This window comes from Streptomyces sp. DSM 40750 (assembly GCF_024612035.1).
In the GTDB taxonomy this organism is placed as follows: Bacteria; Actinomycetota; Actinomycetes; order Streptomycetales; family Streptomycetaceae; genus Streptomyces.
The window spans coordinates 11,370,991-11,386,170 of sequence record NZ_CP102513.1 but is presented as its reverse complement, the minus strand read 5'-3'; the positions used below and the strand labels follow the sequence as shown (position 1 = coordinate 11,386,170).

Genomic DNA, 15,180 nt, shown 5'->3' with positions numbered 1-15,180 from the left:
GTGCCTGCTTCATCGCCGGCCTCTGCTCCGCAGGCTCCTGCGAACGCATCCGCCGTCCTACTCCAGCATCTCCCCGCGCTCTTTCAGCTGCCCGCCCTGGGGCCCGGCCGAGCCGCCTGGCGGTGCGACGTCCCCTTGCGGCGTCGAGCTCGACGCTCACCAGGAAGTCAGATGTCCTGCGAGTTCCCGAGTTGGTTCGCTGACGTCACGCAGGAATCAGCGGAAGCCCTGCAGCGCTGGCGACCGGCTCACACACCGTCAGACGCGGCCCAAGACCTGGAGCGGTGCAAGACGTTCCGGGCCGCGTTGTGGTCTGCGTTGCCGGACCATCCGCAGCCGGGGTTCTTGCACACGAACAGGGCCCTGGGTCTCCCGGCTGCCGGGGGTGGTCTCGGTGTGCATCCCGAGGCCCTGCGCGGCTGGATCCGGCAGGCCGAGGCCGATGCCGGCGAGCGGGATGACCGGCTGACTTGCCTGGACCTCAGCCGAGTTTCTTGAGCATCTTGACGGAGGTCGTCCCGTAGCCGAGCGACTCGTAAAGGCCGCGGGCACCCGTGTTGAACCCGAAGACACTGAGGCCGAGAGTATGAGCGCCCTGCGCCCGGGCGTATTCCTCGCCGAGGACCATGGCCGTGCGCCCGAGGCCCCGACCACGCTTCTCAGCGTCGATCACGATGTCCCAGATCCACCAGGCGCCGGCGTCGTCGCTCGTGTCTGGTCCGGTCCAGAGGTAACCGACGGTTGCCCCGGCGTCATCGACCACGTCGAAGACCACGTGCCCCGGACCCGGTGCACCAGAGGGAAACGAGCGAGCCATGCTTTCGTCCGCATGCCGGTAGGCATCCTCGGGCGTCTGCCCCATGACGACAAGATCATTGGCGTACTCATCCCGACTGCGTTCGAGCCACGCAGGGAAAAACCGCGCGTCCAAGCGGCGAAGGGCTCCAGGCATCGGATCAGCCTCCCACACCGCCGATGTTGGACGGCCTCGTCCCCGCGTAACGCTCACACACACGCTCAACAGGGCAAACGTTGCCTGCCACGGCACTAGCACGCCGAGGTGACGGGGTGGGGCGAAGTTGCGCCACCACTGCTTGCCGGCGGCGTGACCCGCCAGTACCACGAGCTGGTAGCCCTCGCGCGCGTACAGAACCGGCAGTGTCATCTGGCACCCGGTGCGACGCCCCAGGAGCGACAGCGCACACAGCCCGGCCCATACCGCGTGCCACCGCGATCGCAGCAGCGCCAGCACGCTGCTGTTGACCGCGACGGTCGGCGTACCGCAGCGTCTGAGCCAGTCGCCGGAACGCTCCCTGCATCCATGTCCCCAGGGTCTGTGCGATCCCGCCGCCCCGGCCAGGGCCGTTCGTCTCCGAGGAGCGGCCGAACGGCATCCACGCCGCGGGGCGGCTGTGAACGCCCCCGGGAGGGGGTGCGGTGGGCGGCGCCCGCTGGGATCTCACGCCGCGCATCGTTCCCACACGTCAAAGGGTCATAGGATCTGAGGCGGCCATCTAACACAGGCGTTCGGGTGCCGGCAGGGCCGTTCGGGCATGATGAGGAGGTGCCAACGGCACCTTTTCCGGAGGGAGCGGGAATGGCGGAGAGTCCAGCACAGGGGCGCAGGGGCGGCCCGGCGGCGCCCCAGTTGCGGCTGGATGAATTGCTGGAGGGCCTGCAGGCGCAGGTGGAGCAGGTCCGCGCGGCCCGGGACCGGGTACACACGCTGCTGGACGCGGTCCTCACCATCGGCACTGATCTGGATCTCGACGTTGTACTGCGGCGGATCACCGAGTCCGCGGTCACCCTGGTGGACGCCCAGTACGGGGCCCTCGGCGTGCTGGGCGAGGAAGGGAAGATCCGGCAGTTCATCACGGTCGGCATGGACGAGGACACCATCCGTACCATCGGCCACTATCCCGAGGGTCAGGGCATCCTGGGGCTCCTGATCAAGGAGCCGGAGCCGCTGCGCCTGGCCAACCTTGGCCGCCACCCCGACTCGGTCGGCTTCCCCGCGGGACATCCGCCGATGACCACCTTCCTGGGCGCGCCGGTGCGCGTGCGCGACCAGGTCTTCGGAAACCTGTATCTGACCGACAAGCGCGGCGGAGCGGAGTTCGATGACGATGACGAGGCGGTGCTGCGTACGCTCGCGGCCGCGGCCGGTGTGGCCGTCGACAACGCCCGCCTGTACGAGGGCTCCCGGCGCCGGGAGCAGTGGCTGGCGGCGAGCAGCGAACTCACCCGCAGCCTGCTGTCGGGCACCGACCCGGACCGGGTTCTGCATCAGGTCGCCGCAGCCGCCAGACAGCTGTCCGGCGCCGACCTGGTGACGCTGGCCGTACGGTTCGACGGCGGCGAGGAGCTGGTGATCGAGGCCGCGGACGGCGAGGGCGCCGAGCAGGTGCGAGGACTGGTCCTGCCGGCCACCACACTGGCCGCGAAGGTCTACCAGTCCAACCAGCGGATCAGCAGCAGTGCGCTGTCCGCCGAGCCGCAGGCCGGTGGCGGTTCAGCGGCACAGCTCGGCCTGGGACCGGGGTTCCTGCTCCCACTGGGCGGCGGCGAGAACGTGCGCGGAGTTTTGCAGGTTGCCAACCTGCCCGGCGGTACGGAGTTCTCCGACGCCACCATGGCCATGATCGACAGCTTCGCCGACCAGGCCGCACTCGCCCTGGAGATCGCCGAGCACCGGCGCGAGGCCGAGCACCTCGTGGTCCTGACCGACCGCGACCGCATCGCCCGCGACCTGCACGACCTTGCCATCCAACGGCTGTTCGCCTCCGGACTGACCCTCAATTCCGTACTCGGCCGGATTTCCGACCGGCCCGAGGTGGCCGAGCGCGTCCAGCGCGTGGTCGACGACCTCGACGACACCATCAAGACCGTACGAGGCACGATCTACGCGCTACACGAGCGCGACCGCTCCGACAGCCGCGGCGGGCTGCGCTCAAGGCTTCTGGCCGAGACCGACCAGGCCGCCGACGTGCTCGGCTTCACTCCCGCGCTGCGCATGACCGGCCTGCTGGACACCGCCGTACCCGCGGACCATGCCGACCACCTGCTCGCCGTGCTGCGCGAGACGCTCTCCAACGCCGCCCGGCACGCGCACGCCACCGGCGTCGAGGTCACCGCCGAGACGGACGGTCGGCGGCTCCACCTGCGCGTCGCTGACAACGGCGGCGGCATCGACCCGGCCGTCACCCGGCGCAGCGGCCTGGACAACCTCGGTCGGCGCGCCACCGACCTCGGCGGCAGCTTCACTCTCACGCCGAACGAACCCACCGGCACCATCGCGGAATGGACCGTGCCTCTCCCCACGCAGACGGACGCCTGAGCCCCAGGGGCCGGGGGGCGGGACCAACTCGCTCCCTCCTTGGTGCCGTTCGGCCCAACGACGAGGGCCGGTTGCCTCGCGCCCGGTCTCATCGCCATACGTCACCGTGGAGGCGCACACTCGCCCCTGGTCCGGCTGAGCTGTCCGAGACATGCCGGGCCCCACCCACGGGATGGCAACGATGAGCCCCTTCCGGGACACAGAAGGAATACCAGCCAGGTCGGCGCCGCCCCCTGCCCCGGTCAAGGCGCGTGCCGCCACGATAGGGACGGCACTGAAGTGGGCCGTTCCCGTGGCCGCGGGTCTGACCGTCTACCTGCTACCGCAGCCGGACGGAATCAAGGCCGGCGGGTGGGCGGTACTCGCCATCTTCACCGGCACCGTACTGGGCCTGATCCTGCAGCCGCTCCCGCTCGGCGCGGTCGCCCTCGTCGGCCTGACAGCGGCGATGATCACCGGCACGCTGGAGCCGGACGTCGCGCTCGGCGGCTTCTCCGAGCCGACCATCTGGCTGATCGTGGCCGCGTTCTTCATCTCGCTGGGATTCACCAAGACCGGCCTCGGCCGACGCATCGCCCTGCTGTTCGTCCGTGCCCTGGGCCGCAGCAGCCTGGGACTGGCCTACGGCATCACCCTGACCGACCTGGTGCTCGCCCCGGCCACCCCGAGCAACACCGCCCGATCCGGCGGCGTCATCAACCCCGTCATCGGCTCGCTCAGCACCAACGCCGGCTCGCACCCCGGCGACGAAAGCCGCCGCAAGCTCGGCGCCTACCTCAGCGTGACCGCCATGCAGATCAACACGGTCACCAGCGCCATGTTCCTGACCTCCATGGCCGCCAACCCCCTGGTGCAAAAGCTCGCCGCCGACCACGGCATCGCCCTCACCTGGAGCTCCTGGGCGCTCGCGGCACTCGTGCCCGGACTGGTGGCCCTGTTGGTGCTCCCGGCGCTGCTGTACCGCGTCTTCCCGCCTGCCGTCCGCGCCACCCCCGAAGCCCCGGCCCAGGCCCGCGCTCAGCTCGCCGAGCTGGGCCGGATGTCCCGTCAGGAATGGACCATGGCAGGCGTCTTCGTCCTGCTGCTCCTGCTGTGGTCGGTCGGCGGTCAGGTCTGGGACCTGTCCGCCACCGTCTCCGCTTTCACCGGCGTGGCACTGCTGCTCGTCACCGGCGTACTGACCTGGGGCGACCTGGCCGCGGAGAAGGCGGCCTGGACCACCCTGGTGTGGTTCGCCGTCCTGGTGATGTTGGCCGGCCAGCTCCAGGAACTCGGCGTGATCGGCTGGTTCAGCGACGCGATCACCGATGCCACCTCAGGCGTGGGCTGGCGGACCGCTTTCGTGATCCTGACGCTGGTCTACCTGTTCTCCCATTACCTGTTCGCCTCCAACACCGCGCACGTGGCCGCGATGTACGCCGCCTTCCTGGCGGCCGCCACCGCCACCGGCGCCCCGCCGGTGATGGCCGCCCTGGTGCTCGGCTTCATCAGCTCCCTGTACGGCGGCCTCACCCACTACGCCTCCGGGCCGGCCCCCGTCCTCTTCGGCGGCGGGTACGTCACCCTCGCCGAATGGTGGCGCACCGGGCTGATCGCCGCCGGCGCCAACATCGTGATCTGGATGGGCGTGGGAGCCGTCTGGCTCAAGGTCCTGGGGCACTGGTGAGCAACACGACCAACCGACCTGGTGCGTAGTCCTCCCGGCCCGTTCTGCTTGCGGAACGGGCCGGAGACCTGGGCAGAAGTCGTCGGACAGCAAGAAGCCGCGAACGAGGCCAGGAGGGGCCGCGTCGACTGAATGCCGCGAAAAGGCCGATGAGGGAACGGAAGCAACCTCAGCATGACGTACTCAAGTTGCCGGTAACTGCCGTATCTGACGTGCCGCCCCGACCAGCCCCGACTGTCGGCACCAGCGCATCACTCGGCCGACACAGGTCTGTCTCCGACGTCGTGGCTGCCCGCCGCCACCCTTGTGGCGCGGGTACTCCGGCCCCCGCTCCTCGGCGTTGGCGGCGAACCGGCGCCGGTCTCGCCGTAGCGGTCGCCGAGCACCTGTCCGGCACCACCAACGGACACCTCGCCACCCCGGGGCGGCCCGACGATCTATAGTCGGTCTGCTGGGCCTCCCAGGTGATGATGCCGTCCTTGACGTACACCTTCCACGAGCACGAGCCGGTGCAGTTCACCCCGTGCGTGGAGCGCACCACCTTGTCGTGCGACCAGCGATCCCGGTAGAAATCGTCCGCCTGCCGGCCGCCCTTCCCGTGCAGAGTGCGAAGATCGTCGGAGACCTCCGCCCTGGTGAAGAACCGGCGGCTGCGCACCAGCGCCTCCGCCAATTCGCCGTCCATGGCCGCCTGCGTCTGTTCCCGGCTGGTCTCCGTGCTCACCGTGCCACTCCGCCCCGGGCGCCACGGGCCCGTTCGAATTGCGATCGGTTCCGGCCGCACACGACTCTACGACCGCCGTCCCCCGGAGGGTCAACAGCCACACCACGACCAACACACGGTTTGGCGAAGATCGCCTGCGTGCAGGGGCGGTTACCCGGGCTTCGCAATGCCATACCCACACCTGCAAACGCCGCGCCCCCGCTCATTCCGAGCGGGGGCGCGGGATCTGCATGGTGTGCCCCCGAGTGGGCGGAAGCACTGCCCGGTCAGGCGGCCGGCCGGGACAGGGCGCCGCCCGCCTTCGCGCGCACAGCCTCGACCGCTTCCCACTCCTCGGTGCTGAGGTTGGCGAGCGCGGCCGGGAAGACCCCGTCCTGCTCCTTGAGGATGTGACCGCGCAGCAGGGCCATCGCCTCGATGAGCCGGTTCGGCCAGGTCGGGTCCGAGGGCGTCGCGCCGTCGGCGGCCTCGGCCAGCACCGCCTCGATGCGGCGGTGCTCGGCCTCCAGGGCGGCGATCTGCTCGGGGAAGTCCAGTGCCATCGCGGGGAACAGGCCGTGCTCCTCGACCCGTGTGTGCGGGTCGAGCACGGTAGTGATCTCGCGGGCGATCTGAGCCATCCGGTCCACGTCACCGTCCTGGCGGGCGGGGTGAAGATGGCTGATCAGGCGGACGACCTCGTCGTGCTCACGGGTCAGTTCGTCGATCGACGCCAGCGACTGGCAGCCGCAGTACTCGCACACCGGTCTTCTCCCTGTCCTTCGTTCCCTGCCGGTCTGGGCCGCTCGCCCTTACGCGATGGTGCCGACGGTGCGGTGCCCTCGCCGACCGCCGGTGCGCGGCTTCCTCTCGCCGCCTTCGGCCGCCGCGCGGACACCGGTGAGGGTGAAGGCCAGCGCCGCGGCGGCCACGATCGCGAGCAGGACGAGACCGATCGCGTACGACTCGTAGGCTCCGTACAGCGAGCCCATCACCAGCGGCGGCAGGAAGCCGCCCAGTCCGCCCGCGGCGCCGACCACGCCGGTGACGGAGCCGACCTGGTTGGCCGGGGTGCGCAGGGCCACCAGGGCGAACGTCGCCCCGCTGCCCGCGCCGAGCGCGGCGGCCATGGCCAGGAACGCGATGGTGCCCACCGGCGCCAGGGCGGGGGTGAACGACTGCACGACCGCCCCGACCACGACCGCGGTCAGCGAGCCGGCCAGCACCCGGACGGGGCCGATCCGGTCGGACAACCAGCCGCCGATCGGGCGCATCGCCACCGCGAGGAGTACGAACCCGGCCATGCGGTTCGCGGCGTCGGCCTGGGTCAGGCCGTAGCCGGTCTTGAGGTAGGTGGGCAGGTAGACCGAGAAGGCGACGTAGCCGCCGAACGCGACCGCGTACAGCGCGGATGCCTGCCAGGTGATGGGCAGCCGGACGGTGGCGGCCAGTCGGCGGGCCAGGGGCTCGGTCGGCACGGTGCGGCCGGGCGCGTCACGCAGCAGCAGCGCGGCGGCCACGGCATACACGGCCAGGACCGCGGCGGTGATCAGGAACGGAGTGGACATGCTGCCCGCGTCGACCAGCTTCACCGTGGTCAGGGCGCTGATCGCGGTGCCACCCATGCCGGCGCCGAAGACGCCGATGGCAAGACCGCGCCGCTCGGGCGGAAACCAGGCGTTGACGAGCGGCACACCGACGGCGAAGGCAGTGCCGCCGATGCCGAGGAAGAACCCGCCGATCAGCAGGGCGGCGAGGGAGGAGTACCCGGCCAGGCCGAGGTAGAGCACCGGCACGATGGTGGCCGCCGACACGATCGGGAACATGACCCGGCCGCCGAACCGGTCGGTCAGCGCGCCGACCGGGATCCGGCCCAGTGAGCCGACCACGACCGGCACCGCCACCAGCAGCGACTGCTCGAACGACGACAGGTCGAGGCCGTCCTTGAACCGGGGGCCGAGCGGGCTGAGCAGCGCCCAAGCCCAGAAGTTCACGGCGAAACCGACCGTTGCCAGGGCCAGCATCAGCCACGCCCGGCCGGACACCGACCCAGCTGACGGTGAACTACCGCTCTTCGACTCCAACGGCTGGACCATGTTGTCCGTCCCCTTTCCGCTTCATGGTGGTACTGCGCCACCGGGATCGCACGCGCACCGCAGGCCCCCTTGCCTGCAGAACGGCGTCACGTCACCACTGTCCGCATCAGGACGCACCGCGGGCATGGGCCATCCGTCCCTACCGGCGGACAGACGGTCCCCGGGTTCGGACCCGGCCGTCCCTCCAAACAGGCCCCTGAACCGCCTCGCCCGAGCGGCTCCCGGGAAACAACGGCTGCGATCGGCCGTCCCCGCGGGAGCCGGGAGGGGATAGGGCCGGTCGGCCCTATCCCCTCCCGGCTCCCGCGGGGACGATGGACTGATGTCCCAGAACGACGCCTTTCGCTCACTCGACCGGCAGGAGTGCCTGCGGCTGCTCGCCAAGGTGCCGGTCGGCCGCGTGGTCTACACCAGGCAGGCACTGCCCGCGGTCCTCCCCATCAACTTCTCCCTGGACACGGACGCCTCCGTCCTGCTGTGCACCTCGCCGGACTCGGACCTCGTACGCGCCATCGACGGCGTCGTGGTCGCCTTCGAAGCGGACGAGTTCGACGCGGCAACGCGGTCCGGCTGGAGCGTGGTCGTCACGGGCCGGGCCACCATGGTGACCGACCCCGCCGAGCACGAGCGGCTGTCCCAGGACGGCCCCACGTCTTGGATGCCCCTGAAAGACGCCGTGTTCGTACGGATCGAATCCGAGATGGTCACGGGCCGGGAGCTCAGCGGGGCGCGCGGCAATCCGTGAGGCACAGCAGAGCGGGTCGGGCAACGGTCCTCGATCTGCGCGGGCCGCGATCGCCCGCGGGGTCGGTGGGGGTGGTGGCAGCGGGTACGCCGCGCACCTGATAGGACCGGGCGCCGACGCAGAAGAAGGGTGGACCTCAAGACCGCGGCCCAGGCACAGGGGCGGGGCCCTGGCGCGGGCCTGTCCGTTCGGACGGGGAGGCCACCCGAAGGGACAGACGCATGCAAAGTCATCGCGGACAACGGGCAGTTGTCCCCGTTCGACGACAGGGGAAGCGCATGGGGCAGCACGGTGAACTGCGGCGCGCAGGGCCGGCCTGGAGGACGAGTGGTCCCGCCGGGTGCCACGGACGAAGGTCCTGTGTGCGCCACCGAGCGGTGGCGATCCGTTGCGCCACGAAGTGGCCGAGTCCTGGGCGCGCTCGCTGACCAGCGTGGACCCCGGCCGGGACAGCGCTCCCGTTGCCGAAGGGGGCCCTGTGCACGAGCGCTGGTCCCGATCGCCACTGCGCCGACCGGTCGATGACCTCGCCGACGAACTGCGCAGCGTCGCCGACGACGCCGGATTCGTCACCGCGGTCACCGACGAGTCCGGGACGATCCTGTGGACTTACGGCGGACAGACCATGCGGCGACGGGCCGAGCGGGTCAACTTCGCACCGGGTGGGCGGTGGGACGAGCAGACCAGGGGCACCAACGCCCTGTCCCTCGCACTGCGCACCGGCCGCCCCAGCACCGTCTTCTCCGCCGAACACCTGGTGACGGCACTGCACGGCTGGGCCTGCTACTGCGCGCCGATCCACGGTCCCGACGGGCAAGTCCTCGGTGTCCTGGACCTGTCCACCACCTGGGACCGCTCGCCTCCGTTGGCCATGTCCACCGTGCGCGGTCTGGCCTCCGCCATCGAGGCTGAACTCCGTACCGAACCGCCCCTTCGGTCCCGCGAAGACCAGCCCCAGGCACGGCTGCACTGCCTGGGCACCGAGAAAGCGGTACGCGAGGGCGTACCCCTTCTGCCGCGGCCCCGGCATCTGGAGATGCTCACGCTGCTCGCGCTGGAACCGGACGGATACACCCGGGGAAAGGCTCCGCGCGGTCCTGTACGGCGACCGTGCCGTCACCGCCTCCACGTTCAAGGCGGAGATCTCCCATCTGCGCCGGGCCCTCGGGGGCGGTATCGCCACGCGCCGCTACGAACGCCGCCGTACCGCGTCGACAAATGTCTGGAGCATACGGTCGTATGCGCCGAGGTCGATCTGGCCTGACCCCGACTTCCTCACCTCGGGCAGGAATGCGATCGGGCGACCCGAAGAGCCGGACGCGCCTGCGCAGCAGGGATTTCCTCGCGCCCGTCCGCCGTGGGCCTCGGCCCGAAGCGCCGTGAGAGACCGCAGCGTTCAGCTCTCGGCACGGAACCGGTAGACCAGCCGCTCGCCGGGCTGAACGCATGGGCCGGTCGGGGGCGAGGGAGCCTGCGTGGAAGTCGATGCCGTGGCCCATGCCGTGGTCGTCGTTGACGAGGGTGATCTCGAAGACGTCGCCGACCTGTCCATGCAGGGTGGGGCCTGGTGCGGTGCCGCCGAAGGTCCACATCTGTTCCTCGTGTGCTGGGGCGTTCCTTGTGCTTGGGGTGCGGCGGGCGCCCGCATGCCGGATTGAGCAAAGTCCGTGCGGCGCCGGAGAGTTGAGGGTGGCTCGTCAGCTGTGGCTGAGCCGGAGCCGCCAGGCTTCCGGGCCGCGTTCCAGGTACTCCACCGAGAAGACCCCGGGGCTGCGCTGTTCGATCTGAGCGAGCAGCGGCAGCGGGTCGTGCGGGGCGACCAGTACCATCGCGGTGCCCGCCGGGACGGCGTCCAGCGCGCCGAAGACCGTGGCGTGACGCAGGGCGTGGGGAACCTCCCGCACATCCAGCTCCGGTTCGGCCTCCTCCTCCGCAGCGCCGCAGCCGCATGCTCCGCCGCAGCCGCCGGTCTCCTCGGTCCGCTCCTCCTGCACGTCCTGTCCTTCCCCGGTGCCCTGCGTTCCGTAGGCGCCCTTGGCGGGCGTGTCGTTCGCGAGCCGGTCGTACATGTCCGCGAGCAGCGCAGCCAGGGAGACCTCGGGCGCCATGGCGAGCAGAGGCAGGACGAGGCCGTTCTCCTTGGCCACGTGCTCTTCGAAGAGCACCTGAAGGGCCCGCGCGTCGGCCGCCGCGCCCGCCGGGTTGGGTGCGGCGCGCAGGGCGTCGACGAGGGCGGTGAAGCAGCGGTGTTCGCCGATGAGGCTCTCGATGAGCAGGCGGGCCTCGGGCATGCCGTGCGCGACGGGGTAGAGCGCGGCTTCCTCGGCTGCGGCGTGCGGCAGCAGCGAGCGGTCGCAGAAGGCCACGAGCCCGGCGTGGATCTTCTCAGCGGCGCTCGGCTCGCGGCGGTCCACGGCGGTGAGCAGCATCTTCACGCGTCCGGCCAGTTCCCCGGCCAGGCGGGCGTGGTGCGCCTCCGCGCCTTCAAGGGCTGTGGCGTCCTGAGGGTTCGAGGCGAGGGTGAGCACGCTCATGGTCGTGTCTCCAGCGGGTCGGGCCGGCGCGGCCGGTCGATGCGGGTGGGGCCGGCATTCCGGGTGCCGACTCTCGGGGCGAATGCCGCGTCCGGCCGCGGTGAGCGGCCGGACGCTCGACCGAACCGGGCGCCACGCTCCGTACGCGCTGTACCTGCGGCGGCCGGGGACGGGGGAATCGGCTGCCAGGCAGGCACGGAATGCGGTCGTACAGATGGGCATCCGCGGTTCGATCAGTGCCCAGCATGCACGCCGGGCGCAGCCGACTCCCCCGCCGACCGGACCCAGCACGGGGACCAAAGGTCCCTATGGCAACCGGCCAGACAGGGCCGGAAGGTCGTCCGGCAGGGACCGCCGGCCCCAGGTGCACCATGGCCTGCGGCTTCTAGCGTTCCCAACCATGGAGAACGATCAGAGCGCACGGCGCCAGGCGTCGCCCACAGGTGCGGGCTGGCCGCTGGCGGCCCGCAGACTGTTGACCCGTCGTGAGATGTCGGCCGACGGGCGCGCCGTGTTCGGCGAAGGCGACCCGAAGTGGGAGAGCTTCTACCGGGACCGGTGGGCCCACGACAAGGTGGTGCGCTCCACCCATGGTGTGAACTGCACAGGGTCGTGCTCGTGGATGGTGTACGTCAAGGACGGCATCATCACCTGGGAGCACCAGGCCACCGACTACCCGTCGATCGGCACGGACTGCCCCGAGTACGAGCCACGCGGTTGCCCGCGCGGGGCCTCCTTCTCCTGGTACACCTACTCCCCCAGCCGCGTCCGCTACCCATATGTGCGGGGCGAGTTGCTGAAGCTCTGGCGCGAGGCCCGCAAGCGGCTCGGCGACCCGGTGGCGGCCTGGGCCGAGATCACCGGCGACCCGGCCAGGGCCCGCTCCTACAAACGGGCTCGCGGCAAGGGCGGCCTGGTGCGCGCCGACTGGGACGAGGTCAGCGAGCTGATCGCCGCCGCCCAGGTGCACACCGTCAAGGCGTACGGACCCGACCGCGTCGCGGGCTTCTCGCCCATCCCGGCGATGTCGATGGCGTCGTTCGCGGCCGGGGCTCGGTTCCACTCGCTGATCGGCGGCACGCTGCTGTCGTTCTACGACTGGTACGCCGACCTGCCGATCGCCTCGCCGCAGGTCTTCGGCGACCAGACGGACGTGCCGGAGGCGGCGGACTGGTGGAACGCGGGCTATCTGATCATGTGGGGCTCCAACATCCCCGTGACCCGCACGCCCGACGCGCACTTCCTCACCGAGACCCGCTACAACGGCACCAAGGTCGTCGCGGTCAGCCCCGACTACGCCGACAACGTCAAGCACGCCGACGAGTGGGTCGCCCCGCACCCCGGCACGGACGGGGCGCTGGCGATGGCCATGGGCCACGTCATCCTGCGCGAGTTCCTGATCGACCGCGAAGTGCCCTACTTCCAGGACTACATGCGCAAGTTCACCGACGCCCCGTTCCTGGTGACCCTGCGCGAGCACGACCGCGGTCTCGTCCCGGACGGGTTCCTGACCGCCGCCGACCTCGGACACGACACGGAGCACGCCGAGTCCAAGACGGTTCTCCTGGACGGGGCCACGGGCGAACCCGTGGTCCCCAACGGCTCGCTCGGCTTCCGGTGGGGGGAAGCCGGGCGAGGTCGTTGGAACCTGGACCTGGGCGACGTGGTACCCGAACTGAGCCTGCTGGAGCGGGCCGAGGAGACGGCCGAGGTCGCGCTGCCCCGCTTCGACGAGGGCGGCACGGAAGGCGGTTCGGTCCTGGTGCGCGGGGTGCCGGTGCGCCGGGTCGGCGGCCGGCTCGTCACCACGGTCTTCGACCTGATGCTGGCGCAGTACGGCGTCGCACGCCCCGGGCTGCCGGGCAACTGGCCCACCTCGTACGAGGACGCGTCCGAGCCGTACACCCCGGCCTGGCAGGAGACGATCACCTCGGTCCCGGCGGAGCAGGCTGCCCGCATCGGCCGGGAGTTCGCCCGCAACGCCGAGCGCACCAACGGCCGGTCCATGATCGCGCTGGGTGCCGGCACCAACCACTGGTTCCACTCCGACACCATCTACCGTGCCTTCCTGGCGCTGATCACGATGACCGGCTGCCAGGGCGTCAACGGCGGCGGCTGGGCGCACTACGTCGGCCAGGAGAAGGTCCGCCCGGTCACCGGACAGCAGCACCTGTCGTTCGCCTTCGACTGGCAGCGGCCCACCCGGCACATGGCGGGCACCTCGTACTGGTATCTGAACTCCGACCAGTGGCGCTACGAGGCGTTCGGGCCCGACGAGTTTGCTTCCCCGCTCGGGAAGGGCCGGTTCAAGGGCAAGGCGTTCGCGGACACACTCGCGCAGGCCGTGCGGCTGGGCTGGACTCCCGGTCACCCCGGCTTCAACCGCAACCCCCTCGATCTGGCCGACGAGGCAGCCGCTGCGGGCCGGCCGGTCGCCGAGCACATCGTGGACGAGCTGAAGTCCGGGCGGCTGCGGTTCGCCGTCGAGGACCCGGACGACCCGGCCAACTTCCCGCGTGTGCTGACCGTGTGGCGGGCCAACCTGCTCGGCTCCTCCGGCAAGGGCAACGAGTACTTCCTGCGCCACCTGCTGGGCACGGACGCGGCGGTCCGCTCCGAGGAGACCCCGCCCGAGGGCCGTCCGAAGGAGGTGGTGTGGCGGGAGGAGGCGCCCGAGGGCAAGCTCGACCTGCTCGTCACCATGGACTTCCGCATGACCTCCACCAGCCTGCTCTCCGACGTCGTCCTGCCGGCCGCCACCTGGTACGAGAAGGACGACCTGTCGTCGACCGACATGCACCCCTTCGTCCACGCCTTCACCCCGGCCATCGCCCCGCCGTGGCAGGCCCGCACCGACTACGACATGTTCCTGACGATGGCCGACAAGTTCAGCGAACTGGCCGCCGACCACCTCGGCACCCGCACCGATGTCCTCGCGGTGCCGCTGCTGCACGACACCCCGGACGAACTCGCCCAGCCGGGCGGGGTGGTGCGGGACTGGAAGACCGGCGAGTGCGAGCCGGTTCCCGGGCGGACCATGCCGAATCTGGTCGTCATCGAACGGGACTACGCCGCGATCGCGCAGAAGATGCGCGCCGTCGGCCCGCTGCTCGACACGCTGGGCACCACCACCAAGGGCGTCACCGTCCACCCGAACCAGGAGATCGACGACCTCCGGCACCGCAACGGCACCGTCAGGGACGGCATCGCCGCCGGACGGCCCTCCCTCGCCACCGCCTCCGACATGTGCGAGGCGATCCTCGCCCTGTCCGGCACCACCAACGGCCGCCTGGCCACAGAGGGCTTCCGGGAGCTGGAGCGGCAGACCGGCAGCGAGGGCCTGGTCGAACTCGCCTCCGAGCGCGAGGCCGACCGGATCACGTTCGCCGACACGCGCACCCAGCCCCGTTCGGTGATGACGTCGTACGAATGGTCGGGCTCGGAGACCGGCGGGCGCCGCTACTCGCCGTTCGTCATCAACACCGAGCACAAGAAGCCCTGGCACACCCTCACCGGCCGCCAGCACTTCTTCGTCCAGCACGACTGGATCGCCGAACTCGGCGAGCAACTGCCGGTCTACCGGCCTCCGTTGAACACGCCCAAGCACTACGGCGACGAGCACCTGGGCGAGAGCGGCCGGGCCGAGGTCACGGTCCGCTATCTGACCCCGCACTCGAAGTGGTCCATCCACTCGAACTACCAGGACAACAAGTACATGCTCGACCTGTCCCGCGGCGGCCCGACGATCTGGATGTCCGCCGCCGACGCCGAGAAGATCGGCGTCAAGGACAACGAGTGGATCGAGGCGTACAACCGCAACGGCGTCGTCGCCGCCCGGGCCGTGGTCACCCACCGCATGCCCGAGGGAACCGTGTACATGTACCACGCCCAGGACCGCAACGTGAACGTCCCGAGGACCGAGGTCAGCGGCAAGCGCGGCGGCATCCACAACTCACTCACCCGGCTCCTGCTCAAGCCCACCCACCTCGCAGGCGGCTACGCCCAGTTCACCTACGCCTTCAACTACTACGGCCCGACCGGCAACCAGCGCGACGAGGTCACCGTCATCCGCCGCCGCAGCCAGCAAGTGGAGTACTGA

Annotated in this window: 10 protein-coding genes and 2 pseudogenes; 6 read left to right on the top strand and 6 right to left on the bottom strand. The window is 70.6% G+C overall.

Annotated elements, in window-relative coordinates; genetic code table 11:
* Positions 1–275 precede the first annotated feature (275 nt).
* Both JIX55_RS51800 and JIX55_RS49970 read right to left on the bottom strand, forming a co-directional pair.
* Positions 276–390: pseudogene (locus tag JIX55_RS51800) on the bottom strand (RNA-guided endonuclease TnpB family protein); the annotation flags it as partial.
* A 91-nt stretch (positions 391–481) separates the two neighbouring features.
* Positions 482–1,252: a GNAT family N-acetyltransferase gene (locus JIX55_RS49970; protein ID WP_257561270.1), complete on the bottom strand. Its 771-nt coding sequence runs from the start codon at positions 1,250–1,252 to the stop codon at positions 482–484.
* 345 nt (positions 1,253–1,597) lie between these two features.
* Here JIX55_RS49970 and JIX55_RS49965 point away from each other — a divergent pair, with 345 nt between their 5' ends.
* Both JIX55_RS49965 and JIX55_RS49960 read left to right on the top strand, forming a co-directional pair.
* On the top strand, positions 1,598–3,337 hold the full coding sequence (locus JIX55_RS49965; protein WP_257561271.1) for a sensor histidine kinase: 1,740 nt from the start codon (positions 1,598–1,600) through the stop codon (positions 3,335–3,337).
* A 208-nt stretch (positions 3,338–3,545) separates the two neighbouring features.
* Positions 3,546–5,003 (top strand): DASS family sodium-coupled anion symporter, encoded by a 1,458-nt coding sequence (locus JIX55_RS49960; RefSeq protein WP_306820144.1) that lies wholly within the window; start codon positions 3,546–3,548, stop codon positions 5,001–5,003.
* Positions 5,004–5,430: 427 nt separating this feature from the next.
* On the opposite strand, the pseudogene JIX55_RS51115 reads toward JIX55_RS49960, so the two are convergent.
* From JIX55_RS51115 to JIX55_RS49950, 3 genes and pseudogenes are all read right to left on the bottom strand, one after another.
* Positions 5,431–5,688 (bottom strand): annotated as a pseudogene (locus JIX55_RS51115) (hypothetical protein); the annotation flags it as partial.
* Between the two features lie 305 nt (positions 5,689–5,993).
* Positions 5,994–6,470 (bottom strand): hemerythrin domain-containing protein, encoded by a 477-nt coding sequence (locus JIX55_RS49955; protein ID WP_257561272.1) that lies wholly within the window; start codon positions 6,468–6,470, stop codon positions 5,994–5,996.
* Between the two features lie 48 nt (positions 6,471–6,518).
* Positions 6,519–7,802 (bottom strand): MFS transporter, encoded by a 1,284-nt coding sequence (locus JIX55_RS49950; RefSeq protein WP_443046317.1) that lies wholly within the window; start codon positions 7,800–7,802, stop codon positions 6,519–6,521.
* 322 nt (positions 7,803–8,124) lie between these two features.
* On the opposite strand from JIX55_RS49950, the gene JIX55_RS49945 reads away from it, so the two are divergent.
* The 3 genes from JIX55_RS49945 (at position 8,125) to JIX55_RS49935 (ending at position 10,205) form a co-directional block, all read left to right on the top strand.
* On the top strand, positions 8,125–8,547 hold the full coding sequence (locus JIX55_RS49945) for a pyridoxamine 5'-phosphate oxidase family protein (protein WP_257561273.1): 423 nt from the start codon (positions 8,125–8,127) through the stop codon (positions 8,545–8,547).
* Positions 8,548–8,935: 388 nt separating this feature from the next.
* Positions 8,936–9,811 (top strand): GAF domain-containing protein, encoded by an 876-nt coding sequence (locus JIX55_RS49940; RefSeq protein WP_257561274.1) that lies wholly within the window; start codon positions 8,936–8,938, stop codon positions 9,809–9,811.
* A gap of 211 nt (positions 9,812–10,022) precedes the next feature.
* Positions 10,023–10,205: a hypothetical protein gene (locus JIX55_RS49935; RefSeq protein WP_257561275.1), complete on the top strand. Its 183-nt coding sequence runs from the start codon at positions 10,023–10,025 to the stop codon at positions 10,203–10,205.
* 39 nt (positions 10,206–10,244) lie between these two features.
* Here the strand turns inward: JIX55_RS49935 and JIX55_RS49930 are convergent, their stop codons facing one another.
* The gene (locus JIX55_RS49930) at positions 10,245–11,081 is read right to left on the bottom strand and encodes a DUF2249 domain-containing protein (RefSeq protein ID WP_257561276.1); all 837 of its coding nucleotides are present in this window, start codon (positions 11,079–11,081) and stop codon (positions 10,245–10,247) included.
* 400 nt (positions 11,082–11,481) lie between these two features.
* On the opposite strand from JIX55_RS49930, the gene JIX55_RS49925 reads away from it, so the two are divergent.
* Positions 11,482–15,180 carry a nitrate reductase subunit alpha gene (locus JIX55_RS49925; protein ID WP_257561277.1) on the top strand — a complete coding sequence of 1,233 codons (3,699 nt, stop codon included), beginning with the start codon at positions 11,482–11,484 and terminating at the stop codon, positions 15,178–15,180.

What these genes read in the sequence shown, in the direction of transcription:
- JIX55_RS49950 (WP_443046317.1), bottom strand. Translation starts at nt 7,802, where the DNA reads ATGGTCCAGCCGTTGGAGTCGAAGAGCGGTAGTTCACCGTCAGCTGGG.
- JIX55_RS49930 (WP_257561276.1), bottom strand. Translation starts at nt 11,081, where the DNA reads ATGAGCGTGCTCACCCTCGCCTCGAACCCTCAGGACGCCACAGCCCTT.
- JIX55_RS49965 (WP_257561271.1), top strand. Translation starts at nt 1,598, where the DNA reads ATGGCGGAGAGTCCAGCACAGGGGCGCAGGGGCGGCCCGGCGGCGCCC.
- JIX55_RS49925 (WP_257561277.1), top strand. Translation starts at nt 11,482, where the DNA reads ATGGAGAACGATCAGAGCGCACGGCGCCAGGCGTCGCCCACAGGTGCG.
- JIX55_RS49945 (WP_257561273.1), top strand. Translation starts at nt 8,125, where the DNA reads ATGTCCCAGAACGACGCCTTTCGCTCACTCGACCGGCAGGAGTGCCTG.